This is a genomic window from Halobellus ordinarius (assembly GCF_031823395.1).
GTDB classification, from domain to species: Archaea; Halobacteriota; Halobacteria; order Halobacteriales; family Haloferacaceae; genus Haloquadratum; species Haloquadratum ordinarius.
Genome location: NZ_JAVQKJ010000015.1, coordinates 1 through 22,748, shown reverse-complemented (window position 1 = coordinate 22,748; position 22,748 = coordinate 1). Strand labels below are relative to the sequence as shown.

Annotated in this window: 25 protein-coding genes and 1 tRNA gene; 15 read left to right on the top strand and 11 right to left on the bottom strand. The window is 63.6% G+C overall.

The genetic code is table 11. The features are described 5' to 3' along the window. Positions 1-53: 53 nt before the first annotated feature. The gene (locus RJT48_RS18375; RefSeq protein WP_311173814.1) at positions 54-842 is read right to left on the bottom strand and encodes a DUF8054 domain-containing protein; all 789 of its coding nucleotides are present in this window, start codon (positions 840-842) and stop codon (positions 54-56) included. A 22-nt stretch (positions 843-864) separates the two neighbouring features. Next, on the bottom strand, positions 865-1,545 hold the full coding sequence (locus RJT48_RS18370; RefSeq protein WP_311173813.1) for a phosphoglycolate phosphatase: 681 nt from the start codon (positions 1,543-1,545) through the stop codon (positions 865-867). A gap of 212 nt (positions 1,546-1,757) precedes the next feature. Here RJT48_RS18370 and RJT48_RS18365 point away from each other — a divergent pair, with 212 nt between their 5' ends. From RJT48_RS18365 to RJT48_RS18330, 8 genes are all read left to right on the top strand, one after another. Beyond that, the gene (locus tag RJT48_RS18365) at positions 1,758-2,942 is read left to right on the top strand and encodes a Cdc6/Cdc18 family protein (RefSeq protein ID WP_311173812.1); all 1,185 of its coding nucleotides are present in this window, start codon (positions 1,758-1,760) and stop codon (positions 2,940-2,942) included. Positions 2,943-3,090: 148 nt separating this feature from the next. Beyond that, on the top strand, positions 3,091-4,296 hold the full coding sequence (phnD, locus tag RJT48_RS18360; RefSeq protein WP_311173811.1) for a phosphate/phosphite/phosphonate ABC transporter substrate-binding protein: 1,206 nt from the start codon (positions 3,091-3,093) through the stop codon (positions 4,294-4,296). Positions 4,297-4,361: 65 nt separating this feature from the next. Next, positions 4,362-5,192, top strand: coding sequence for a phosphonate ABC transporter ATP-binding protein (gene phnC / locus RJT48_RS18355; protein ID WP_311173810.1), 831 nt, complete (start codon positions 4,362-4,364; stop codon positions 5,190-5,192). A gap of 3 nt (positions 5,193-5,195) precedes the next feature. After that, positions 5,196-6,005 carry a phosphonate ABC transporter, permease protein PhnE gene (gene phnE / locus RJT48_RS18350; RefSeq protein ID WP_311173809.1) on the top strand — a complete coding sequence of 270 codons (810 nt, stop codon included), beginning with the start codon at positions 5,196-5,198 and terminating at the stop codon, positions 6,003-6,005. Next, positions 6,002-6,793, top strand: coding sequence for a phosphonate ABC transporter, permease protein PhnE (gene phnE / locus RJT48_RS18345; protein WP_311173808.1), 792 nt, complete (start codon positions 6,002-6,004; stop codon positions 6,791-6,793). Before phnE (RJT48_RS18350) ends, phnE (RJT48_RS18345) begins: the two co-directional genes overlap by 4 nt. A 75-nt stretch (positions 6,794-6,868) precedes the next feature. Next, entirely contained in the window at positions 6,869-7,003 is a 135-nt protein-coding gene (locus RJT48_RS18340; protein ID WP_311173807.1) for a hypothetical protein, read from the top strand. Beyond that, positions 7,000-7,686 (top strand): glycerophosphodiester phosphodiesterase, encoded by a 687-nt coding sequence (locus RJT48_RS18335; protein WP_311173806.1) that lies wholly within the window; start codon positions 7,000-7,002, stop codon positions 7,684-7,686. Before RJT48_RS18340 ends, RJT48_RS18335 begins: the two co-directional genes overlap by 4 nt. A 221-nt stretch (positions 7,687-7,907) precedes the next feature. Further along, positions 7,908-8,723, top strand: coding sequence for a DUF7839 domain-containing protein (locus RJT48_RS18330; protein ID WP_311173805.1), 816 nt, complete (start codon positions 7,908-7,910; stop codon positions 8,721-8,723). A 26-nt stretch (positions 8,724-8,749) separates the two neighbouring features. Here the strand turns inward: RJT48_RS18330 and RJT48_RS18325 are convergent, their stop codons facing one another. Continuing rightward, complete coding sequence (locus tag RJT48_RS18325) at positions 8,750-10,021, bottom strand: MgtC/SapB family protein (protein ID WP_311173925.1); 1,272 nt, start codon at positions 10,019-10,021, stop codon at positions 8,750-8,752. A gap of 138 nt (positions 10,022-10,159) precedes the next feature. Here RJT48_RS18325 and RJT48_RS18320 point away from each other — a divergent pair, with 138 nt between their 5' ends. Next, entirely contained in the window at positions 10,160-11,197 is a 1,038-nt protein-coding gene (locus RJT48_RS18320) for a zinc-dependent alcohol dehydrogenase family protein (protein ID WP_311173804.1), read from the top strand. Between the two features lie 57 nt (positions 11,198-11,254). Here RJT48_RS18320 and RJT48_RS18315 read toward each other — a convergent pair whose 3' ends face one another. Together RJT48_RS18315 and RJT48_RS18310 are read right to left on the bottom strand one after the other, a co-directional pair. After that, the gene (locus RJT48_RS18315) at positions 11,255-11,869 is read right to left on the bottom strand and encodes a VOC family protein (RefSeq protein ID WP_311173803.1); all 615 of its coding nucleotides are present in this window, start codon (positions 11,867-11,869) and stop codon (positions 11,255-11,257) included. 110 nt (positions 11,870-11,979) lie between these two features. Next, entirely contained in the window at positions 11,980-12,123 is a 144-nt protein-coding gene (locus RJT48_RS18310) for a hypothetical protein (protein ID WP_311173802.1), read from the bottom strand. A gap of 44 nt (positions 12,124-12,167) precedes the next feature. Between RJT48_RS18310 and RJT48_RS18305 the strand changes: the two genes are divergently transcribed. Beyond that, the gene (locus tag RJT48_RS18305; RefSeq protein ID WP_311173801.1) at positions 12,168-13,466 is read left to right on the top strand and encodes an RNA-guided endonuclease InsQ/TnpB family protein; all 1,299 of its coding nucleotides are present in this window, start codon (positions 12,168-12,170) and stop codon (positions 13,464-13,466) included. A gap of 227 nt (positions 13,467-13,693) precedes the next feature. Here the strand turns inward: RJT48_RS18305 and RJT48_RS18300 are convergent, their stop codons facing one another. After that, positions 13,694-14,500: a hypothetical protein gene (locus tag RJT48_RS18300; protein WP_311173800.1), complete on the bottom strand. Its 807-nt coding sequence runs from the start codon at positions 14,498-14,500 to the stop codon at positions 13,694-13,696. Between the two features lie 87 nt (positions 14,501-14,587). Further along, complete coding sequence (locus tag RJT48_RS18295) at positions 14,588-15,166, bottom strand: metallophosphoesterase family protein (RefSeq protein WP_311173799.1); 579 nt, start codon at positions 15,164-15,166, stop codon at positions 14,588-14,590. A gap of 258 nt (positions 15,167-15,424) precedes the next feature. Between RJT48_RS18295 and RJT48_RS18290 the strand changes: the two genes are divergently transcribed. Further along, positions 15,425-15,988: a response regulator gene (locus RJT48_RS18290; RefSeq protein ID WP_311173798.1), complete on the top strand. Its 564-nt coding sequence runs from the start codon at positions 15,425-15,427 to the stop codon at positions 15,986-15,988. A gap of 142 nt (positions 15,989-16,130) precedes the next feature. Here RJT48_RS18290 and RJT48_RS18285 read toward each other — a convergent pair whose 3' ends face one another. Then, a complete protein-coding gene (locus RJT48_RS18285; protein ID WP_311173797.1) occupies positions 16,131-18,296 on the bottom strand; it encodes a hybrid sensor histidine kinase/response regulator in 2,166 nt (721 codons plus the stop codon). A gap of 571 nt (positions 18,297-18,867) precedes the next feature. Here RJT48_RS18285 and RJT48_RS18280 point away from each other — a divergent pair. From RJT48_RS18280 to RJT48_RS18265, 4 genes are all read left to right on the top strand, one after another. Beyond that, complete coding sequence (locus RJT48_RS18280) at positions 18,868-19,329, top strand: DUF4112 domain-containing protein (RefSeq protein WP_311173796.1); 462 nt, start codon at positions 18,868-18,870, stop codon at positions 19,327-19,329. Between the two features lie 430 nt (positions 19,330-19,759). Continuing rightward, complete coding sequence (locus tag RJT48_RS18275; protein ID WP_311173795.1) at positions 19,760-19,981, top strand: UPF0175 family protein; 222 nt, start codon at positions 19,760-19,762, stop codon at positions 19,979-19,981. Continuing rightward, positions 19,982-20,488, top strand: a complete 507-nt coding sequence (locus tag RJT48_RS18270; RefSeq protein ID WP_486617183.1) for a PIN domain-containing protein — start codon at positions 19,982-19,984, stop codon at positions 20,486-20,488. Positions 20,489-20,577: 89 nt separating this feature from the next. Further along, a complete protein-coding gene (locus tag RJT48_RS18265; protein WP_311173793.1) occupies positions 20,578-21,333 on the top strand; it encodes an SWIM zinc finger family protein in 756 nt (251 codons plus the stop codon). A gap of 2 nt (positions 21,334-21,335) precedes the next feature. Here the strand turns inward: RJT48_RS18265 and RJT48_RS20675 are convergent, their stop codons facing one another. From RJT48_RS20675 to RJT48_RS18255, 3 genes are all read right to left on the bottom strand, one after another. Continuing rightward, a complete protein-coding gene (locus tag RJT48_RS20675; RefSeq protein ID WP_345784768.1) occupies positions 21,336-21,767 on the bottom strand; it encodes a toxin-antitoxin system TumE family protein in 432 nt (143 codons plus the stop codon). Further along, positions 21,764-22,339, bottom strand: coding sequence for a DUF7342 family protein (locus RJT48_RS18260; RefSeq protein WP_311173792.1), 576 nt, complete (start codon positions 22,337-22,339; stop codon positions 21,764-21,766). Before RJT48_RS18260 ends, RJT48_RS20675 begins: the two co-directional genes overlap by 4 nt. A gap of 177 nt (positions 22,340-22,516) precedes the next feature. After that, positions 22,517-22,592: transfer RNA gene (locus tag RJT48_RS18255), tRNA-Cys, on the bottom strand. Positions 22,593-22,748: the final 156 nt, after the last annotated feature.

Here is a 22,748-nt window from a genome sequence, read left to right as displayed (position 1 = left end):
GGACGAGACCGTAACGGTAACTGTCAGTTCCCCGACGGCCTCCCCCGGGACGGTCACTCGAACTGGTAGAACGCGACACCGCAAGTTTCGCAGGCGAGTACCTGCGGCGGATCGGTGCCAGCGTCGGGAACGGTATGCCCGCAGCAGTCATCGAGGGACGCTTCGGCGACGTCGTCGCCGCAGGCCGGACACGTTTCGAGGAACGCACAGACCGCGTGGGCCCCCAGTTCGCGATCCGCCGCGGGAAAGCCGGTCTCGCCGAGCGCCTGGAGGGCGGCGACCTCCGCGATGGCGACCGGCCGCCGGAGCCAACTCGCCCCGTCGTCGCCGGAGACGACGAGAAACGTCTCCGAGCCGGTGTCCTCGATCCGCGCCGACGTGATCGCCTCGCTGGCCTCGCGTGCGACCTCGGCGAGCCGTTCGTCGGGTGCGTCCCCGAGATGCTCCATCCGCTCCCGCCACGCGGTTGCAAACTCGTCTGTCGGCGCGAGCCGGTCCTCGGTGGCGACGACGACGTCGGCAGCGACCAGAGACCGCAGGATCGCCTCCCCGTCGCCCTCGTCGGGATCCAGGTCGCCGAGGGTATCCGAGGGCGTGTCGTGGCCGAAGCGATCACCGGGGAGTGCGGCGACGAGACGGGGTGCAAACCGCGGGGTGTACGGGACGACGTACCCGCGGACCCAGATCAGGAGGCCACCGACCGCACCGAGGGCAGCCCCCAGTCCGGGTCGGTTGCGACCCGTGGCGACGACGGCGAAAAAGAGTAGCACGAGATTCACGACCGTACAGGGCCAACAGCGGTTCTCACCGGTGTATTCGGGGCGCCGGAGCCGGTCGATCATCGTCGGACTGAGGGCGTCGGGGTCATTCCGTCGCCTCCAGTTCGTCGAGCATCTCGATGACGCCGTCGGCGAAGGCGCCGTCGGTGACGACGTCGGCGCGGTCGAGGGCGGTGTCGTCGGCGTTTGCGACCGCGTAGGCGGTGCCGACCGCCTCGAACAGTTCGGCGTCGTTCGCGGAGTCGCCGACGGCGACGAACGCGTCCGGCGGGAGGTCCAGCAGGTCGCAGGCGCGGCGGAGACCGGTGGCTTTGTTCACCGAGGGTGACTTGACGTGGTAGGCGTAACCCGAATCGACGATGGTCTGTCCGTGTTCGCCCGCGACGGAGTCGAGATACTCCCGGGGCACCGACCGGGTCACGGACAGTTCGGTCTCCCGCCAGCGGTTGTGCATATCCGGCTCCGGCCAGCCGCCGGGGTAGCCGTCGCTTCGGAGTCGCTCGGCGACGCGACTGGCCGCGGCCGCGTCTCCCTCCACAGCGAGTTCCCCGTCCACGAGGATGACGCCGCCGTTCTCGGCGACCACGCGCTCCGGGATGTCGATGAACGTACACAGCGCGACGGGAAAGGGGAACGCTTTCCCGGTCGCCACGACGACCGGCGCGTCCCACGCGCGCAGCCGTTCGAACAGTCGCTCGTCGATGCCGCCGTCGGGCCGCGTCATCGTCCCGTCGATATCGATCGCCAGCGGTCGGGTCATCGCCATCAGATACCGTGAACTACTATCGTAGTCGTATTAATTTTATGTCCAATAAGCGAATACCGGTAAAGGTCCCGTGTCGATCACTCCGTCACGCGTCGACTTTCGGCCCCGAAACGATGAACCCCGGTTAGTTCCAATCATACGGCGTCCGACACTGCGATACGGGGTCGTGTCGGCCGACGACAGGGGACCAAACCGCACGGAACGAGCATAGTATGGACATCGACGCTCGGATCGAACGTCGGCAGCGCCTCCGGAGTGACGGCCGTCTAGCCATCGATGACGAGTGGCTCAGTCCGGTCGAACACATCAACGACCCCGTCGCCCGCGGGTCGGTCGTCGAGCGACTTCTCGACCTCCTCGATCCGGCCTTCGACGGGGAACTCCCGGCCGATAGCTACCTCTACGGCCCCAAAGGTGCCGGGAAATCAGCAGTCGTCTCTGCGCTGTTCGATCGTCTGAGCGCCGTGACCCACCGGTCGAACGCGACGATTCACACCTCGACGCGGGTCGCGGAGACCCGACTCCCACGCTTCGTGTACATCGACGGCCGTGCGGCGAACACGCGGTTTACCCTGTATCGAAACCTGCTCGACGGCCTGATCGCGGAGACGGTCCCGAGGCAGGGCGTCGGCACCGACTGGATCCTCGAGCGGCTCACGGCCGCCCTCGAAGACGAGGAGACCGGCATCGTCGCCGCCGTCGACCACCTCGGCGAATCCGGGACGAAGACGGTCGAGTGGCTGCTTCAGACCGTCAAACCGCTGCCGGGCCTCGCCTGTCTCACCGTGAGCCGAGAGCGACCGACCCCGTCGGTCGGAATAGACGACGCACGGGTATTCGGCATCGAGCCGTACCAGCAGCACGTGCTGCGCGATATCCTGATGACGCGAGCCAACGGTGGACTGCCGAGCGAGGGGATCGACCACGAGCGGGCGAAGATGATCGCCGAGTGGGCCGACGGCGACGCCCACGACGCCCTGGCGGCACTGCTGAGTGCGACAGACATCGCGACCGCCGACGAGCGGACGCGGCTCCGGATCGCAGACATCACCGCGGGGATCGAAGCGGTTCCGCGTCCCGCGGTGTCGCTCAGCAAGATCGTCTCGCTGCCGGCGAACAAACAGGCCGTGCTGCGGGCGCTTGTCGACATCGACACCGAGGACCGCGAGTCAGTGACGACCGCGGCAGCGGCGATTGCGGCGGATGGCGCGCTAGCGCTTTCGGCGGACACCGTCGAACGTTTCCTTTATCAACTCGCGGACGCCAGCATCGTCCAGCGAGTCCCGCACAGACAGACCACCGGGAAGGGTCGCCCGCCGAGTCGCGTCGAATTCCGGTTCCCCGCTCGGGCGTTCGCCCGACTGTACGACGCGCAGAACGACTCCTCGGACGCATAGCACCGAGGAACTGAAAGGGGCGCCTCGCAAGCGGACAACGATCATACATCAAAGCTGTGAACGACGCAACTGTCTCACCGACCATTATCTGAACACTGCCTATCGAGTATGTCCAAAGAATTAAGTCATACACTATTGATTTGAATGTATGCGAGAAGTTGATAGACGGAAGTTTGTCAGTGGAATCGGAGCCGCCGCACTCGCGGGCGTCGCTGGTTGTAGCGGCGGCGGCGGTGGCGGCGACGGGGATGGTGACGGCGACAGTGGTGGGAGTACGACCACCAGCGGCGACAGTGGCGGGAGCACGACCACCAGCGGGAGCGATATGCCCGATCACACCGATCCGTCCACGTACCCCGAATTCGACCCGTCGAGCCCGGAGTTCCCGCAGACACTCGACACGCTGCTGGAAGCCGGCTTCGAGACCGGGTCGATGGCGGACCTCGAACGGATGCAGGAGAACCAGCGGGACGAACCGCGCTACGGCCAGCCCGTCGCGGAGACGCCCGACGACGAGAGCGAGTGGCTCAACCCCGACACGCTCGAGTTCTCGCTGACGCCGACGGAGGACCCGACCGTCTACGAGGAGACGCTCCGTCCGCTTTTGGACAACATCGCAGAGGAGACCGGCAAGGAAGTCAACTACGCGTCGCTCGACTCCTATGCGGCACAGGTCGAGGCGATGCGCTCCGAACGGCTGCACCTCGCCGGCTTCTCGACGGGGGCGGTTCCCTATGCGGTGAACATCGCGGATGCCGTTCCGTTCGGCGTCCAGATCGACGGCGAGGGCGGCTCCTTCGGCTACCGGCTCTGGCTGATCACGCAGGTCGACAACCCCGACATCGGCGAACTCGACGACCTCAAGGGCGAGCCGAAACAGAACGTCGCACACGCCGATCCCTCGTCGAACTCCGGGAATCTCGCCCCGCGGGCCCTCTTCGCGAACCAGGGCGTCGTCCCCGAGGAGGACTACGCGGTGAGCTACTCCGGCGGCCACCAGCAGAGCTCCCTCGGCGTCGCCAACGAGGACTACGAGGCCGCACCGGTCTGTTCGACCTGTATCGCCCGCGTCATCCGCGACGATCAGATCGATCCGACCGCGCTCAAGTGCATCTGGGCCTCCGATCCGTTCCCGACGACGGCGTTCTCGTACGTCAACACGCTCCACCCGGACATCCAGGAAGGAGTCCGCGCGGCGTTCCTCGATTACGACTACCAGGACACCGCCATCGCGGAGGAGTTCGAGGGCCGCGGCACCTGGGTCGAGATCGACTACGCGACGGTCTGGGACATCATCCTCCAGATCCAGGAGTCGCTCGAAGTCGAGTACAACACGGGCAACCTCGAGGGGTAGTCCGGTAGAGTCTCCGGTCCTTTCTCTAGCAAAACATAACCACCATACCTACACTACAGTAACGTATGCTCTCAGTCACTGATCTACAGAAGACGTATCCGTCAGGGGACGAGGCGCTGAAGGGCGTCTCGCTCGACGTGACGGGCAACGAGACCGTCGCGATGATCGGTCCCAGCGGTGCCGGCAAAAGCACCTTCATCCGCTGTGTCAACCGACTCACCGAACCCACCGGCGGCAGCGTCGAACTGGACGGCCTCGAAATAACCGAACTCTCCGGCAAGGAACTACGAAAGGCTCGCCGCGATATGGGGATGATCTTCCAGGAGTACAACCTCATCGAGCGGCTGACGGTGATGGAGAACGTCCTCTCCGGCCGACTCGGGTACGTCAGTACCTGGGACGCCTTCCGCCGGAAGTTCGCGGGCGAGGACATCGAGCGGGCCTACGAGGTCCTCGATCGCGTCGGCCTCGAAGGCCACGAGAACAACCGGGCCGACGAACTCTCCGGCGGGCAGCGCCAGCGCGTCGGGATCGCCCGAGCCATCCTCCAGCGGCCGAAAATCCTGCTGGTCGACGAACCGACGAGCAGCCTCGACCCCGAGACCTCGCGTGCGGTGATGGATCTGCTGACCGAAATCGCAAACGAGGACGACATCCCCGTGTTGATCAACATCCACGAGGTGGATCTCGCCGAGGAGTACGCCGGCCGCATCGTTGGGCTCCGCGACGGCATAAAAGTCTTCGAGGGAACCCCCGAGGAACTCGACGAGACCGCCCGCGGGCAGATCTACCGCGGCGAGGAGATTCCGGAGGGGGCAGGCCCGACAGGGAAGGTCCCGGAAGCCAAGACAGCCGGAGAGTCCTCACAGGAAGAAGGGCAGATCAGGCGAGGCTAAGCGATGGCGACTGAACAACCCGAACGGCGGACGTGGCAGCGCCCGACGGCGTTCTACAACCACTACGTGAAGTGGGCAGTGTACATCTTCATCGCAGTGTTCCTGCTGTGGAGCGCCTGGAACATGCGGATCTCCTTTGCCCGGGTAGTGAGCGGCTGGGACTCCGCGATCGGACTCGTCCAGGGGATGGTCCCGCCGGAGTTCACGCCGTTCAAGACCGACCTGCTGATCGAGGGACTGATCGAGAGTCTTGCGATGTCGGTCATCGCGACGATCGTCGGCGTGATCCTCTCGATCCCCGTCGCGTTCATGTCCGCCGAGAACATCGCTCCGCGACCGGTGTACTGGGTCGGCCGGGGGATCATCACCGTCTCACGGTCGTTCCACGAACTCATCATCGCGATCATCGCGGTCAAGGCCGTCGGCATCGGCGCGCTCGCCGGCGTGATCGCGCTGTCGTACAAGACGATCGGCTTCTTCGCGAAACTGCTCGCCGAGGAGATCGAGGACATCGACGCCGGGCAGATGGAAGCGACCGAGGCCACCGGGGCCAACCAGACCCAGACGATGCTGTTCGGCGTCCTCCCGCAGGTGATGCCGCGGATCATCGGCCTGACGATCTACCGGTGGGACATCAACATCCGTCACAGCACGATCGTCGGCATCGTCGGCGCCGGCGGCATCGGTGCGACGCTTCTGAACTCCTTCGACAAGTACGACTACGACTTCTTCCTGACGATCATTCTCGCGATCATCGTGATCGTCATGATCGGTGAACTCATCAGCACCTACGTCCGGGGGCGGATACAATGACCGACTACCAGACCTGGGAGCGACGGACGCCGCGGGAGCGATTCACGCGGTACGTGTTGATACTTCTGACCATCGTTGCCGCCGCGATCTCCTGGCAGTTGTTGCAGATCAACTACAGCTACCTCGGCACCGCGCCGGTGGAGTTTATGGATCTGATCAACCGGATGTATCCGCCGAACGTCGGCTACAGCGAGCAGATCCTGTCGCCGATGATCGAGACGATCCACATCGCGATCCTCGGGACGGCGCTTGCGGTGTTGATGTCCGTGCCGGTGGCGCTGCTCGGCGCCGACAACACCACGCCGAACAGGTACACGTTCCTGCTCGGGAAGTTCATCATCTCGGCGTCGCGCTCGGTGAACGTGATCATCTGGGCGCTCGTGTTCGTCATCGTCTTCGGGTCAGGTGCGCTGGCCGGGACGCTCGCCATCGCGGTGCGCTCGATCGGATTCTGTTCGAAGCTCATCGCCGAGGCGATCGAGGAGATCGACCCGGGACAGGTGGAAGCCGTCAAGGCGACCGGGGCGAACTCCGTCGAGGCGGCGATCTACGGCATCGCGCCGCAGATCAAGCCCGCGTTCATCGGCGTCTCAACGTACCGGTGGGACATCAACGTGCGCGCCTCGACGATCATCGGCTTCGTGGGCGCCGGCGGCATCGGCGTCGAACTCAACACCTCAATCAACTTCTTCGCGTGGCAACAGGTGCTGACGATCCTGCTTGCGATCCTCGTGATCGTCGTCATCAGCGAGGTCGTCTCGGCGTACCTGCGCCGGAAGGTGCGCTAATCCGCAGTGCCCGTCGATTTTCCGGGCTGTTCGGGTGTGAAGTCTTTTGTTCGATCGACGACTCTGACAGCCGTGATGCCGGGAGAGACGACCGGACGCCACGCAAGAGAGGGTGAAACGGCGCTGGCGAAGGCTGCCGACGGACGGGCCCACTCGAAAAGCGACCGCAAGGGACACCATCGACGGAGCAGTGACCCACAGTGCACGTGATCGCCCACCGGGGCTGTCTGGCGCAGTACCCCGAGAACACCCGCTATGCGTTCCGGGAGTCCGCACGCGTGGTGGATATGATCGAGACCGACGTTCGTCGGTGCGGTACGGGCGAACTGGTGGTCTTTCACGACGAGACGCTGGACCGGGTGACCGACGGGACCGGCGCTATCGAGTCGCTGTCGCTCGCCGAACTCCGGGAAGTCTCGATCCTCGAAAGCGGGGAGTCGATCCCGCGACTGGCCGAACTGTTCGAGACGGTCCCGCCGACGGTGGGGCTGAACCTCGAACTGAAGGGGCGAGACCTCGCCCGGGATACGATCGCGATCGCCGACCAGTACGGCCACGACGTGATCCTCTCGTCGTTCCACCCCGAGGACCTCGCCGTCGCAGGGGACACCGGCGCGACGGCGCTGGCGTATCTGTTCGCCGCGGACGACCCGGCGGACTTCGCCGTCGACGACGCGCTCGACACCGCCGTCGACCTCGGGTGTCGCTACGTCCACCCCGAGGTCGCGCTCTCTCTTGAAACCGACGTCGTCGGCGACGCCCACGCCCGCGGTCTCGCGGTCAACGCCTGGACCGCCGAAACCGAATCCGAGGTGCGTGCGCTGCGAGCCCGGGGCGTCGACGGCATCGTGATCGAGGACTGTGACCTCGCGGCGGTCTGTCGCGGCGAGTGATACTGATTACTCTCGTCTCTTCCCGCCGAGCGCAGCCACCGGGGGTGACGCTCGGCGGTGAAAAGTGAGAGTAACCATTATGAGTCTGCTCGAACCGAGTGGCCGCCGCACACCCGCTCGGTACAACTCCACTTGTTCAAATTCAACTATTTCGGGGCGTTCACCCAACTCAACCCGCATTCGACAAAAGGTATTTCCCGACGAGCGCCGGAACACCGATGATGGCGAAGAACACGGAGGCGGCCGACGAGTTCGGCGTGCTCCGGAGCAAGCGGAACGCCACGCGGTATCAGATTCTCGTGGAGATCGCCGAACGGCAGCCAGCGGTGAACCAACAGGAGATCGCCGACGCGATCGGGATCACCGCCCAGGCTGTCAGCGACTACCTCCGGCAACTGGACGAGGAAGGGTACGTCGAGAAACACGGTCGGGGGCGCTACGAGGTCACGAAGGAGGGCGTCGACTGGCTTATCTCACAGACCGACGAGTTGCGCGCGTTCGTCCAGCACGTCTCCGAGGACGTGATCGGCCAGGTCGACGTCGAGACGGCGATCGCCACGACGGCGATCGAGGAGGGCGAGACGGTCAGCCTGGCGATGCAGGACGGCGTGCTCCGGGCGATCGCCGGCGAGAGCGGGACGGCGACCGCGGTCGCAGTCTCGGACGCAGAGGCGGGCCGGGACGTCGGCGTCACCGACTTCCAGGGCGTCCTCGATTACGAACTGGGGACGGTGACCGTCGTCTCGGTGCCGCGCGTCCAGAACGGCGGCAGTCGGGCGGTCGAATCCGAGGACCTCGGCGGGATGGCCGAACGTCACGATCTGATCGCGGTCAGCGGGGTCGAGGCGCTCGTCGCCGTCCGGGCCGTGGGACTCGAACCCGACATCCGGTTCGGCACCGCCGCGGCCGTCGAAGAGGTGGCCGCCAAGGGACTCGACGTGCTGCTTTTGGCCACCGCGGACGCGCTCTCGGCGCACACCGACAACCTCCGCGAGGAGAACATCAGCTACAAGGTCGTCGACGCCGGCGAGGAGTGATACTGATACCGTCGGCTGCAACTATTTCAGAGCAGTTGGACGGCACCCACGCCGGCGACACCGAGTAAGGCGAGATACGCCGCGCGCACGACTACCGGGCCGAACAGGGATCGGTTGATCCCGACAGCGAGCCAGACTTTTACGATAATACTCGCGAGGGTTCCGGCCAGGACACCCTGGGCGGCGACGTCGGGGGTGATCTGCCCGGTACTCGCAAGCGAGACGGCCGTCGTCGTCGTGGTGCCGCTGGAGAGGAGGCCACTGAGGAAACTCGTTGCCAGGAAGCCGGCGGTTCCGAACATCTCTTGGGCGCCCGCCGTCGCGAGGAGCACGATCACAAACAGGCCCCCGAAGGTCAGGGCGTTCTTGCTGCTGAACGGCGACTCGAGGTCGAGATCGATCTCGCCGGTCCAGTTGCGCTCGTAGGCCGCCAGCCCCACGCCACCGACGGCGATGAGGCCGAGCGGGAGGCCGACGCTGAGCGCCGACTCGGGAACGAACGCGACGACGATCACGAGGTTCCGGACGGCCATCGCGGCGTCGGCGACGAGGATCGTCGCCACCGCGAGATCCAGGATGCCGGTGTTTGCCTTCGCCCGGTTTGCGATCTCGCCGATCACCGCCGTGGAGTTGACGAGGCCGCCGAAAAAGCCCGTGATGAGCATCCCGCGGCCGCCGTACCGCTGCATAATCGCGTAGTTCGCAAAGCCGATCCCGCTGACGGCGATCACCAGCATCCAGATGAGCCGGGGATCGATCGCGTCCCAGGGCCCGTACGTCCCCTGCGGGAGCAGCGGAAAGACCACGAACGCGATGATGGCGAACTCCGCCGCCCCACGGACCTCCTGGTGGGAAAGCTGGCTCGCGAACTCGTGGAGCTCCCGGCGCAACACCAGGAGAAACGACGACGTGATCGCGATCACGACGCCGACCAGGACGTACTCTAAGCCGACGAGGACGCCGACCACGTAGGCCACGAGAAGCGACGTCGAAGTCGTGAGGGCGAGACCCGGCCCGCCCTCCGACTCCTCGTCGTAGAGTTGGGCGTCGACCAAGACCCCGCGGGCACCGAGGAGAAGTCCCTGAACGAGTACCAACACCCCGCCGAGCGCCAGCAGAATCGGTTCTTCGACTGTGGCCGCCGCCACGCCGACGAGACTCGTCAGCGTGAACGTCCGAATCCCGGCTGATTTGTTGGACCACTCCCGTTCGAGACCGAGAAGCATACCCAGCGCTCCCGCGACGAAGAGGCGGAAGATGGTGTCGTCGACGAGGAGGCTCTCAGGGCCGATCGCCATCCTCATCACCTACCGGTCGCAGTAAGTCACGGGAAATCCCGTAGATATATACTAGTAATTTCACTATATATCTTATATAGATACGCCCAGTTAAGCGTTTCCCGCGGGTTTTTCTGCACGTCGAACCGCCGTAGGAGTATGCGCGCAGCAGTCTATCACGGCCCCCGCGACATTCGGGTCGAGGACCTGCCGGAGCCGGAACTTGCGTCGTCGACGGACGCGGTCGTTCGCGTGACCCACACCGCGGTCTGTGGCTCGGACCTCTGGTTTTACCGCGGCGAAAGCGACCGCGACCTCGGCTCGACGGTCGGTCACGAGCCGATGGGTATCGTCGAGGCCGTCGGCGAGGACGTCCGCTCGGTCGAACCGGGGGACCGCGTGTTCGCGCCGTTCAAGATCAGCTGCGGGCGCTGTGAGTTCTGCCGGACTGGGCTGCACACCTCGTGTGTGAACGGCGAGGGCTGGGGCGGCGACAACGGCGGCGCACAGGGCGAGGTGATCCGCTGTCCCCACGCCGACGGGACGCTCGTCCGCGTCCCCGATCGCTACGCCGACGACGAGGACGCGCTCCGCTCGATACTCCCGCTGACGGACGTGATGGGGACGGGCCACCACGCCGTCGTCAGCGCGGGCGTCGGCCCCGGCGACACCTGCGTCGTCGTCGGCGACGGCGCCGTCGGCCTCTGTGCGGTGCTCGCGGCGCGCCGTCTCGGTGCCAAGCAGATTGTGGCTGTCGGCCACCACGAGGACCGCCTCGAACTGGCCGCGGAGTTCGGGGCGACCGACATCGTCGCCGAGCGCGGCGAGGCGGGGATCGAGCGGGTCCGCGAACTGACCGGCGGCGGGGCCGAGCACGTCGCCGAGTGCGTCGGCGTCGCCTCGTCGATGGAGACGGCCGCGGCGGTCTGTCGACCGGGCGGCACCGTCGGCTACGTCGGCGTCCCTCACGGCCTGGACGGCGGGCTGGACCTCTTTTCCTTCTTCGGCGACAACATCACGCTCCGCGGCGGCGTCGCGCCCGTCCGCGCCTACGCGGAGGAGTTGCTGGCGGACATCCTCCAGGGGACGCTCGATCCCGCGCCGGTGTTCACAAAGACCGTCGACTTGGAGAACGTCGCCGAGGGCTACCGCGCGATGGACGAGCGAGAGGCGATCAAGGTGCTCGTCGAAGTGTAAGCCGGGCCATAGAACCTCAGGAGCATTTCGCTTCCGCTCCGGGTCTAACAGCCTGCCTCACTGCACGCCGCCGACGCCGGAGGCAGCGTCAGGGAGGTCGTGGGGATCCGCATCGAGGCCGAGTTCCTCGAGGGCGGCCGCGAGGTGTTCGTCCTTGGCGTAGTCTTCCCCGTCGGCGACGCGCAGTTCCTGCGCCTTCGCCAGCACTTCGCCGCGGCGGTCGTCGGGGATGTCGTACTTGTCGGTGGAGAGTTCGATCACCAGGCCGTTGTTGTCGTGGGTGTACAAAGAGAAGAAGATCCCCCGGTCGAAGACGTTGTAGCTGCGGCCGTTGTCGTCGAGTGCGGCGGCGACGTCCTCGAAGTCCTCGGGCGCGACGCTGAAACAGAGGTGATGGACAGAGCCGGTGCCGCCGCGCTGCCGCCCGCGGTGGGACTCCCGCTCGCCGACGAACACCGTCAGGATGCGGCCGTCGCCCGTGTCGAAAAACAGGTGTGTCTGGGAGGGATCGTCGAGGTTCGGCTGTCTGAGCACAAGCGGCATCCCGAGGAGGTCGCGGTAGAACGCGATCGTATCCGCCTCGTTGCTCCCCCAGATCGTGATGTGGTCGGTCCCGGTCGTCGTGATCGGGCTGTCGGGTCGGTCCGCAGTGACGGGCGTCTCGTCGCTCATAGGGGCAGTACGGTCGCCGGCGGCATAAGTATCGGAGTGACACGTAGCGAGAGGAAGCCCATCCGTTCACGGGTGGGTCCGAGCGACAACACGGCCCGACAGTCCACGCGCTACGACTCGTCTGGATGTTCCACGTTGTCGAGTCCGGTTTTCACTAACTCGATGTACGCTTCTGTGAGAGTTCGATCGGTTTCTTCGGCCCACTCTTTCACCTGTCCGTGGAGCGACCACGGAATATCCACGTTCGGACGCATCAGCGACAAGACTTTAGGACCACAAGACCATAGAAGTTGGTGTCGTGAGGCGAACCAACACGTTCGCGGTACGCCCGCTTTCCGACAACGACGAGCGGCTACTGCTAGACCAGTTGGACGCCTCTGCGAGCCTGTGGAACGAACTGAACTACGAACGTCGCCAGCAGTTCTTCGACGGTGAAAGCGTGTGGGACACCGCCGACTACCGGAAACAGTACGTCGATGTTCTCGGTTCTGCCACCGCACAACAGATAATTCGGAAGAACAAATCGGCGTGGCAATCGTTCTTCGCCGCCCGCAAGAACGGCGAGGACACCGCCCCACCGGGCTACTGGGGCAACGAGGACGACGGCAGGGAACTCCGCACGCTCATCCGAAACGACCAGTACACGCTGGAAACCGGCGAGCGGTCACGAGTCGAGATACCAGTCGGACAAGCCCTGAAAGACGAGTACGGGCTTGGATATCACGATCGGCTCCGCCTCGAAGTCGCTGGCGACCCGAAGTGGAGTGGCGAACAGGGCCGCTTGGAGATACAGTACGACGAGACGGACGACACGTTCAGGGCCTTTCAGCCTGTCACCGCCCCCGATTCTCGGCAGGATTCACCACTGGCTTCTCACGAAGCCGCGCTGGACGTGGGCGCGAACAATCTCGTCGCTTGTACGACTACGACCGGCCAGCAGTACCTCTACGAAGGCCGCGACCTGTTCGCCCGCTTCCGCGAGACGACCGAGGAAATCGCCCGTCTCCAGTCCAAACTCCGCGAGGGACAATACAGCAGTCACCGAATACGGCGGCTGTATCGCACACGGACGCGACGGCGCGACCACGCACAGGATGCACTTGTTCGGGACCTGATAGAGCGGCTGTACGCCGAGGGGGTCGCTACGGTGTATGTGGGCGACCTCACGGACGTTCTCTCGACGCACTGGAGCGCCGAGGTGAACGCAAAGACGCATCAATTCTGGGCGTTCCGGGCGTTCATCGAGCGCCTATCACACACCGCCGAGGAGTACGGCATCACGGTCGAGGTGCGATCAGAAGCCAACACAACGCGAACGTGCCCGGCGTGTGGCGAACAAAAGAATACCGACCGGGACGGCGATCTATTCCGGTGTCCGTGCGGTCACGAAGCCCACGCCGACCTGTGCGCGTCTCGCACGTTCCTCGAACGACAGGCTGGCGAACACGTTGGGTCGATGGCACGGCCCGTGCGTCTCAAGTGGGACGACCACAACTGGTCGGAGCTACCACACTCTCCCGAGAAGGCAAGTCCCAACGAGAAGCGCACAAACCGGAGTACCAGCGACGGGAAACTTGCCTCCGTGGGAACGGCATAGCCACCATCCCCACCGGAGGAATCCCACGGCTGAAGCCGTGGGAGGATGTCAAACTGATGTCACCTCAGCCTCCAGCCAGGACCGCAGCGCGGCGACAGCGCTCGCGGAGCGAGCAAGCGGCGGACCGAGCAAACCGGATGAACAAACAACCAACGCGACCAAGCGAACCGGACAGACAAAACAACCAACGCGACCGAGTCCCCAAAACACGGGCCCCGTCGACGTCGTCAGTACCGCGAGGGGAGATACGCGAAGCCGATCATAAAGACCGCCGTGAGGAAGGAGACGATGCTCACACCCCAGAGGCCGTTCTTGTAGGTGGTAAAGCGGTCGATATCGTCGGTCTGTGCGTTGTAGCGCTCGAAGTTCTGCGTCAGTTGCAGCGTCGAGTCGTCCGCGAAGTGCGCGAAGTACGTCTCGCCGTTCAGCGTGACGTTCTCCCCGCCGGCGACGCTGACCGTGTTCGTCCGCGGTGCCGTCCACGCCAGGGTTACCTCCGCGGTCGTCACCGAATCGACGGTAGAGGTGTTGCCCTCGTACTCGACGGAGTCGCCCTCGGCGTACGTCCGCGTCTCGGGTTCAGGGAAGTACTCGTCGGCGGCGACGAGTTCGGAGCCGTCGATCACGACGTACCGTTCACCGTCCTGTTCGACCGTCTCCCCGCTGGCGTTGGGGTCCTCCTGGAGGATCGCGGTCTCGTTGATCTCCTCTTGCAGCGTGAACGCCGAGGGGTCCTCGCCGTTCTCGACGAGTACGCGCCACTCCTCGCCGTCGTAGGTCACCGTCGAATCGTTCTCCCAGACGGCGGTGTACTCCGCGGACTCGACGGTGTAGCTGAGTTCGCCCGAACCGTCCGAGGCGCTCGATACCGTGTACGTCCGGTCGCCGACCCCGAACTCGTCACCCGCCGTGAGTTCGTACTCCGGGTTCTGGAACTCCACCTCCGGCGTCTGTGCGGTCGCGATGAGGGAATACGAGGCCGCACCGATAACGATGAAGAGTGCGACGTAGATCGCCGCGGCGCGTCGTTGCATATCTCCGCGTTTGACCACGTAGCGTATAACGGTTATCGTTTTCAGTTACGATGTCGGAGGGCGGAAAACCGGGACGACGACTCAGGATCAGGTTCCCGACAGCCCGAAGTGTTCCCGCGCGGCCGCGACGTCCCGGAGCCGGGTCCCCGGTGGACACTCCCGCAGGAGAGTGGTCAGCGTATCGAGCGCCAGCGGCCGGTACTCCAGGAGTTCGCTGCTGACGTTGACCCGCTGTGCGTCGGTAGCGACGAAGGGATACTCCTCGGGACGGTTGTTGTGGTGGTGGCCGTGGAGGACCCACCCGTCCCAGTCGTCGGGGACGTCCTCGGGTCGGTGGGTGCAGTAAAACTGGAATTCACCGTGTTCCAGCGTGCACGAATCCAGGACCGGAAACGGCGCGTCAGCGGGATCCAGTCCGACGTCGTGGTTCCCCCGGACCAGGAGGTCGCCATCGAGGCGCTGGAAGTAGTCGATCGTCTCCTCGCCGTCCCGCATATCCATCGCCACGTCGCCGAGATGCACGAGGAGATCGTCGGCGCCGACCGTCTCGTAGTGGCGATCGAGGAGCACGCTGTCCATCTCGCCGGGGGAGGAAAACGGCCGGTCACAGTAGTCGATGATGTTCGCGTGGCCGAAATGGTGATCGGAGATGACAAATCGGGACACAGCCGTGGGTCGCTGCCGATCCGATTAACAGTTTGGGTGGCGTCGGCAGAGCGTACGTCTCGGCGCGATCACAACCGGCGTCGGCGGACTACCTGCTCTGCGCGCTCTCGCAACTGCGAGAGTAAACTGTTTGCTCCGCGTCGCCCCGCTCGAAAGTCGTCCTGGGATTTATTCGATCGTCGATTTATCCTACGAGGGAGGTATCAATATCGATAACGCCGACGGTAGCTTTTAGAGGAATATATTACACTTTCGAGTATGGGCAACAACGGCGGCCAGGCGACGGTTCTAGTTGTCGACGACGAGCCTGCGCTCCGGGAGATCTATGCCACGTTCCTCGAGGAAGATTACGAGGTGAAGATTGCGGAGGGCGGCGAGGCGGCACTGTCGACGATGGACGACGACGTCGATGTTGTCCTGCTCGATCGCCGGATGCCGCGGATGTCCGGCAGCGAGGTGCTGGACAGGCTCCGCAAGCGAGGGTACACCGTTCCGGTGATGATGGTGACGGCGGTCGCCCCCCAAGAAGACATCATCACGATGCCGTTCGACGATTACCTCGTCAAGCCAATCGATCGTGAGGGGTTACTCGCGAAGATCGACATCCTGGTCTCGCAGGCCCACCTCGACCGGAAGAGTCGGGAGTTCTACCAGCTCGCCTCCAAGCGGGCCACCCTCGAGACACAGGACTCGTTCGACCACACGGCCAGCGCGGAGTATCAACAGCTCGTCGACCGGATGGAGATGCTCCGGTCGGAACTCAACGAAACCCTCGATGATCTCATCGAGGAGGAGCCGCGGGCGGCGTTCCAGTCGCTCTGAAACCGAGTCCTGTCGTCTTCCGACCGCGTTTTTCACTGCGCGGCCGCAACCGCCGGCTGACAGTTACAACGGCACGGACGGGCGGTCGTCACGTTCGCTATTTGTCGTCCCGCACCTGCGGGAACCGACCCCTGTCGATCGTTCACCCGGCGTCGACGCCGCGGAAGACGAACCGCGCGCCGCCGTTTTTCCCCTCGGTGACCGCGACCGTCCAGTCGTGGGCGTCGGCGATCTGGCTCACGATCGCGAGCCCGAAGCCGGTTCCGTCATCGGAGGTGGTGAACCCCGATTCGAGGACGCTGTCGCGATCCGCTTCGGGGATTCCGGGCCCGTCGTCCTCGACGTAGAAGCCGTCCTCGAGCATCCCCACCCGAACGGTCGAGGCGTCCCCAGCGTGTTCGCGCGCGTTCCGGTAGAGGTTCTCAAGCAGCTGTTCGGTCCGGGAATCGTCCATCAGGAACGTCGCGTCGGCGGCCACCTCGAGGCTCATCTGGCGGGTGTCGACGTGGTCCCAGGCGTTCGTGGCGACGGCCTCGAGCCCCGCCGGTTCGGGGTCCAGCACCGTCTTCCCCTGTTCGGCCAGCGCGAGCAACTCCTCGATGAGTTCGCCCATCCGATCCAGCGCCGTCTGCATCCGCTCGTGGGCGTCGGCGGGATCGTCGACCCGGGACGCTTGATCGAGGTGCGCGTCGATGATGTTCAGGGGGTTCCGGAGATCGTGGGCGACGGTCCGGCCGAACTTTTCGAGCCGTTCGTTCTGCCGCTTGAGTTCGCGACGCTGTTCTTTGAGTTCGGAGATGTCGCGGTTGATCGCGACGAAGTGGGTGATCTCGCCGTCGTCGTCGGTCAGCGGCGCGACCGTCTGGTCGATGGCGTACCGCTCGCCGTTCTTGTGCTCGTTGACGATCTCGCCGGTCCAGACCTCCCCGTCGAGGATCGTCCCCCAGAGGTCGTCGTAGAAATCATCCCCGTGCTCGCCGGATTTGTTGATGGCCGGCGTTCGCCCGATGGCCTCCGCCGCGCTGTAGCCGCTCAGCTCCTCGAAGGCGGGGTTGACATACTGGATGACGCCGTCGGTGTCGGTGACGATGACGGCGTGGCCGGCCTGTTCGACGGCCTCGCGGAACATCCTGAGCTCCTGCTCGCGCGCTTTCCGTTCCGTGATGTCCTGGATCGTCCCGACGTGATACTCGTCGCCGCCCGCGGTGATGTGCGTCGTCGTCGTGGCGACAGGGAACGTGATGCCGTCGTCGAATCGCCTGTGGTGCGTCTCCCGGCGTCTGGTTTCGCCGGGGTCGAAGGAGCCCCAGTACTCGTCGAACCGGTCTTCGTCGAATTCGGGGTTGAGGCTCGCGACGTGCCGTCCTTCGAGGTCTCCGGACGTCGTTCCGAGCATCTCGGCGTACGCGCTGTTTGCATACCGGATCGTTCCGGTGTCGTCGTAGGCGGCGATGCCGGAGCCCATCTGTTCGACGGCCTGCTCGAAAAAGGCGAGGTTGCGCTCGCGTCGCTTCCGGACGGTGATGTCCCGATTGATCGCGACGAACCCCTCGATCTCGCCGCCGTTCGTGAATGGAGCGATGGTCTGGTCGATGACGTACTGGTGGCCCTGCTTGTGCTCGTTTATCACCTCGCTCTCCCAGACCTCGCCGTTCAGTATCGTCTCCCAGAGGTCCCGGTAGAAGGCCTCGTCGTGTTCCCCGGATTTGAACAGGGAGGGGGTCGCCCCCCGGATCTCGCCCTGGGAGTACCCGGAGATCTCCGCCATCGTGGGGTTGGCGTTGGTGATGACCCCGTCGGAATCGGTGACGAACATCGCGTGGCCGGCGTGCCCGATCGCCTCGTAGATGTTCTCCAGTTTCTGCTGCCGGCGGCCGAGCGTGACACAGCCCTCGATGCGTCTGGCCAGCAGTTCGTAGTGGACCTCGTCGGTCCCGCCGTCGAGGTAGTCGTCGGCGCCTCGTTCGATCGCTCGCCTGGCGACCTCGTCGGACCCGTCGATCGCGAACAGCACGAACGGGAGCTCCGGAGATCGGTCCCTGACGGCGTCTAAGAGCGCGAGGCCGTCGATACCGGACTCGGCGTGCCCGCTCACGACGCAGTCGACACGCGCTGTCGCGATCTGCTGGAGGGCAGCGTCGGCGGTCGTTGCGGTGGCGACGTCACAGCCGTGCTCGTCGTCGAGATACGTCGAGACGGGATCGAGGGCGTCCGTGTCGGCGACAAGTAACACCCTGATCGCCCGCTCGGCCGGTATCGTCCGCGCTACTCGATGGCGGGGTTCGGCTCGTTTCTCTTGGGAAGTCATCATCTGGATGGTCGCTCCGGAGACCTCCGGGGGCGGTCGTCACGTTCGAGATCGGCTAATTCTGCGGTCGCTTCGGGCTCTTCCACCCGCGGCGGCAGCGTGTCTCCCACCTGACGGCTACCCCACAGGGGTGAGCGCGAGCCCACGGTTACCCTTCGGTAGGATCTGGTCCGTATCAACACTGAGATAGATTCCTATTCGCTAAGATTTATCCCGTATTTTTAAATTTTCTCAATCCGCGATCGGTGATCGAGAAAACGCCACAATATCTCTTTAGCCGGTATTTTCGTGGTTCTCTACTGGTCTTATCGGTATTCGGGTTGGGTTCTCCTTTTTATTTTGTAGACTATCGGCGATGACAACAGTTCCCTCGGCAAAGCGCCGTCGGTCGCGTGGTACGGAGTAGTGATCGGGAGTTGGGAAGAGTAGTGCCACGTCAGACCTGGGCTGCTGCGCACTGCCGATAGAGCGGTCATACCGAGAGTCTCACAACTCACGATTGCACTCTCACTCGCGTCGGTACGACGTCCACCACGCAGACTTTACGTCTCCCACTCGAACTATTGGGTCTATGTCCGCGGACTTCGAATCGCGGTTCGACGTCGACTACGATGGTGAACTACCAGCGAGCATCGACGCGGCCGCGCTCAAGCGGATGGAGACGGTCGCGTACGTGCTCGACGAGAGCGTGCGCGTCCCCGGCATCGGCGTCCGCATCGGTGTCGACCCGATTCTGGGAGCTCTCCCCGTCGCTGGCGACGTGGTGAGTGGCGCCTTCTCCCTGTACATCGTCGCCGAATCGGCCTATCTCGGCGTCTCCTTCACGACGCTGGTGAAGATGCTCGCCAACCTCACTATCGACGTGGCGGGTGGATCTATCCCCTTCGTCGGTACTGTCTTCGACGCATTCTGGAAGGCGAACAAGCGCAACGTCGAGCTCGCACTGGAGGACCTCGCCGAAGCGGTGGAGACCGACGTGGGGGCCGGCAGGACAGGCGGCGGCGTCGAGATTCCCGTCGAATCTGACGACTGAGGGAGTCACTGGATGGCACGTGCTCGTCGCGGACGTCCACAGACCGCACCTGACGGATCCCGAGTAGATGACGACCCGATGCAAGACAGCCTTCCGCTCGGCTGAACGATTATTTTCGTTACGTCCGACTGAAATTCTCTGCATCAACCGCAAGAACCGTATTGCCTACTTTGCGGTGTGATTCGATCGTGGTGCCGGATTCCGCTCCTGTCGGCAATGAAACTAGTGTGAGAGCCAAAGGCCCGAATTAAGGCAGTATTTTAAGTATAATAAACCATCACATCAGGTGAATTATCGCCAAATCACCCCAGATAACGAATGAATCAACGTTTTTGTCTTAGATTGCCACGGGGATAGCAACCCAGCGAGCCGACGGGCGACCCCATCCCACGATAGATTATTAGGTCGGTAGACCCGATACCTACGTACGATGGCCTCTTCCAGTAGTGAGTCCTCCGACGAACTTGCGACCGCGGTGGGTCGGTACGTTCTCGGCGACCTCTCGCTCGGACGTGCTGCCGAAGCGGCCGGACTGTCCCGGTGGGAGTTCGAAGAAGTCCTGGAAGACGCTGGCTTCACGGCGCTCTACGGGCCGCGAACTGACGACCAGCTACAGCGGGAGATCGACGTCGCACTCGATCTCGACGAATAGATGCCGGACGGATACCCGCAACCGGTTTTCCTCGACGCGACCGTCATCAGTAATTTCGCTAGTACGAACTCGATCGAGTTTCTCGTCGACATACTCGAAGCACCAGTCGTGACACCCGCAGTCCGTGACGAAATCGAACAGGGAGTTGATTTCGGCCACGAGTATCTGACCAGCGCCGTTGAGGCGTTCGAAGAAGGACTGGAAGTTAGTGGCGTTCCACCCGAAATAGGAAAGGTGAGCCTCCATGAGCGACTTGATCCAGGAGAAACGGAAGCGTTGCGGGGAGCCGTTGAACGCGACGGGACGATCGCCACTGATGACCTCACAGCACGCCGTCTTGCGACGGAACTGGATATGCCGGTCACTGGATCGATAGGCCTCCTCGTCCTCGGCATCAAACGCGAGCATATCGACAGCGAAACTGCGGACGAATGGCTAGAGGTCTGGCGGGACGAACGCGGCTACTACGCCCCCGTCGAGAGCGTCACTGAACTGCTAGACGAATAAGACCGCGAACTGACGAGAACGAGATCAAATACTCGTCCCCAGTCATAGACCTCAACAACGCGAAAATTCAAGAGACCTGTACCGACGCGGTGTTCGAGCGCGGGCGGGACTACCGCGACGAAGGGCGCGTTCAGCGACTCGAACGGTTTGGTGACGTGGTTACAGCCGCGGTTCGGGGGACGAATCTGTACGACGTGACCGTCGATCTAGACGAACATACCATCGATGCGCGGTGTACGTGTCCCTACGAGGGTGCGGGCGAGTGCAAGCACGTCGTCGCGGTGCTGCTGGACCTCATCGCCGATCCGCCCCAAGACGAGAACGAACGCGTCGAAAGGGTTATTGAAGATGTCTCGTCCGACGATCTACACGCATTCGTGCGTGATGTACTCGCAGAGAACCCAGACCTGCGTGAGCAGTTCCTCGCACGGTTTGGCGACGGCAGCAAGTCGGCCGAAGCGTACCGTGACGAGATCGAGGAGCTGTTCGACCAGCACACACAGCACTATCCAGTCGTTACGGAGGCCATCGACTTCTCGCACTTCTTTGAATTAGCCGAGCAGTACCGCGAGCGCGAGCACTACCGGGCGGCCGCGACCGTCTACCGTGCGCTGTTCGAGGGAATCGACGACAACCACGTCCGCATCGACGCCGCATACGATCACTACGCCAAAGCCTTGCGCTCTGCGCTCGATGGGTACGTCGACTGCGTGCTCGCGGCGGACCCAAGCGACGGCAAATTCGAACAATACGCCGGCGCACTCGAAGCACAGGCGATGTCCGAACCGCGGATCAACGAGGAGCAGTTCCGACGTGCGCTCGACGCCCTCGAAGATCAACGATGACCTTACTCAGTCCAGAAGGCCCGCTGTCGATCGTCGATCTCGCCGAGAACCATCGACAGCACGTCACGCCATTCTTCCGGATGTGACGTGTCGTCGCCAGGTGTTCGCGCGTCAGGCCCCGGGTGGACGTGATCACGAGTGTTGTGATCCGAGTGATGCCGATCCCATCGGTAGTCAAACGTGCCATCCTCGTGCACTTCGTGGTAATGCAGCGAGAAGTTCCCGTTCTCGAACCACACGATTTCAAGGCGAGCACCCCGTACGCGCTGCGGATAGAACCCGGGATCGTAGCGACAGACGATGCGATCCGGTGCGAATTCCGGTTGAATTTCGATTTCAGTGAAGCGATCGTCGGTAGCGAATCGCTCTGCGGCGACATTCAGACGGGCGAAGTCGATCGGTGCACCGCTGACGTCGTCCCTTCCGCCGCTTATGCGACGGGGCGCTGCCCGGCAGCGCTGTCCGTGTCAGTCTGCAATGCCCGTTCGAGGAGAGAAATTCGGCGGCGCGTCGTCTTCCACGCTGACACCTCCCGCCACACTGCCTCGACAGAACGATCGGTGTCAGTTGCGTGTGCAACTATCGCTACTGCGTCCGGAGATTTGACATCGAACTCCTCCGCAAACGACTCATCACGCTCCACTGCGTCTTCAAGGAAGGCGAGGAGGTCGTCGTCGTCGTACTGGTTCCGGAGCTGCTGGACACGCCGCCAGTTCAGGTACTCCTGATTCCGTTCGTACGTCGCGGGAGAGTCGGTGACCTGCGTGACGATCCCCATGCGTTCGAACCACGCTAAATACTCACGGGCAGCGTCTACCCCATGTCCTGCAAGATCAGCGACCTCACTTGCAGTCCCGGGACTGTCCAGTCCGAGCACGGCATCGAAGAAGTCGTCCCGAGTACGGTCCCCGGAAACGAGTTCTTCCGGACTGACGAGGTCGTCGAACTCCGGCGCGTCCCGACGCTCGTCGGAATCTGCCTTTAGTTCGGTACGTGGGTCGTCCATACCAGAGATACGGTCGTCTGGCGGAATAAATCTTTGTGTGTCCGGAATATTCCGAGAATTCAGTTTCAAAACGAGCTAGTCGCCAGCGTGATCCTACTATCCGATCTCCAAGAAGTCGAGACCAGAGAGAAAACGTGCCAAGACATAGTCGTCTTGGGCTTTAGGGGAACGTGTGAGAGCCAAGGGCCGGATTTGAACCGGCGATGATCCGCTCTGCAGGCGGACGCGTTAGGCCGAACTCTGCCACCTTGGCGCGGGTGGAACTATTCCGTTTCGGCGCTTAAGCCTAGCGGTCTCGTTCGAAATGAAAAACGCCCACGGGACAGTCTGATACTGTCCGGTGGGCGCTTGAAAGTATGAGTGGCGAGGCGGCGAGTCAGTGTTCCCAGAGGATCGCTCACTCCAGTAC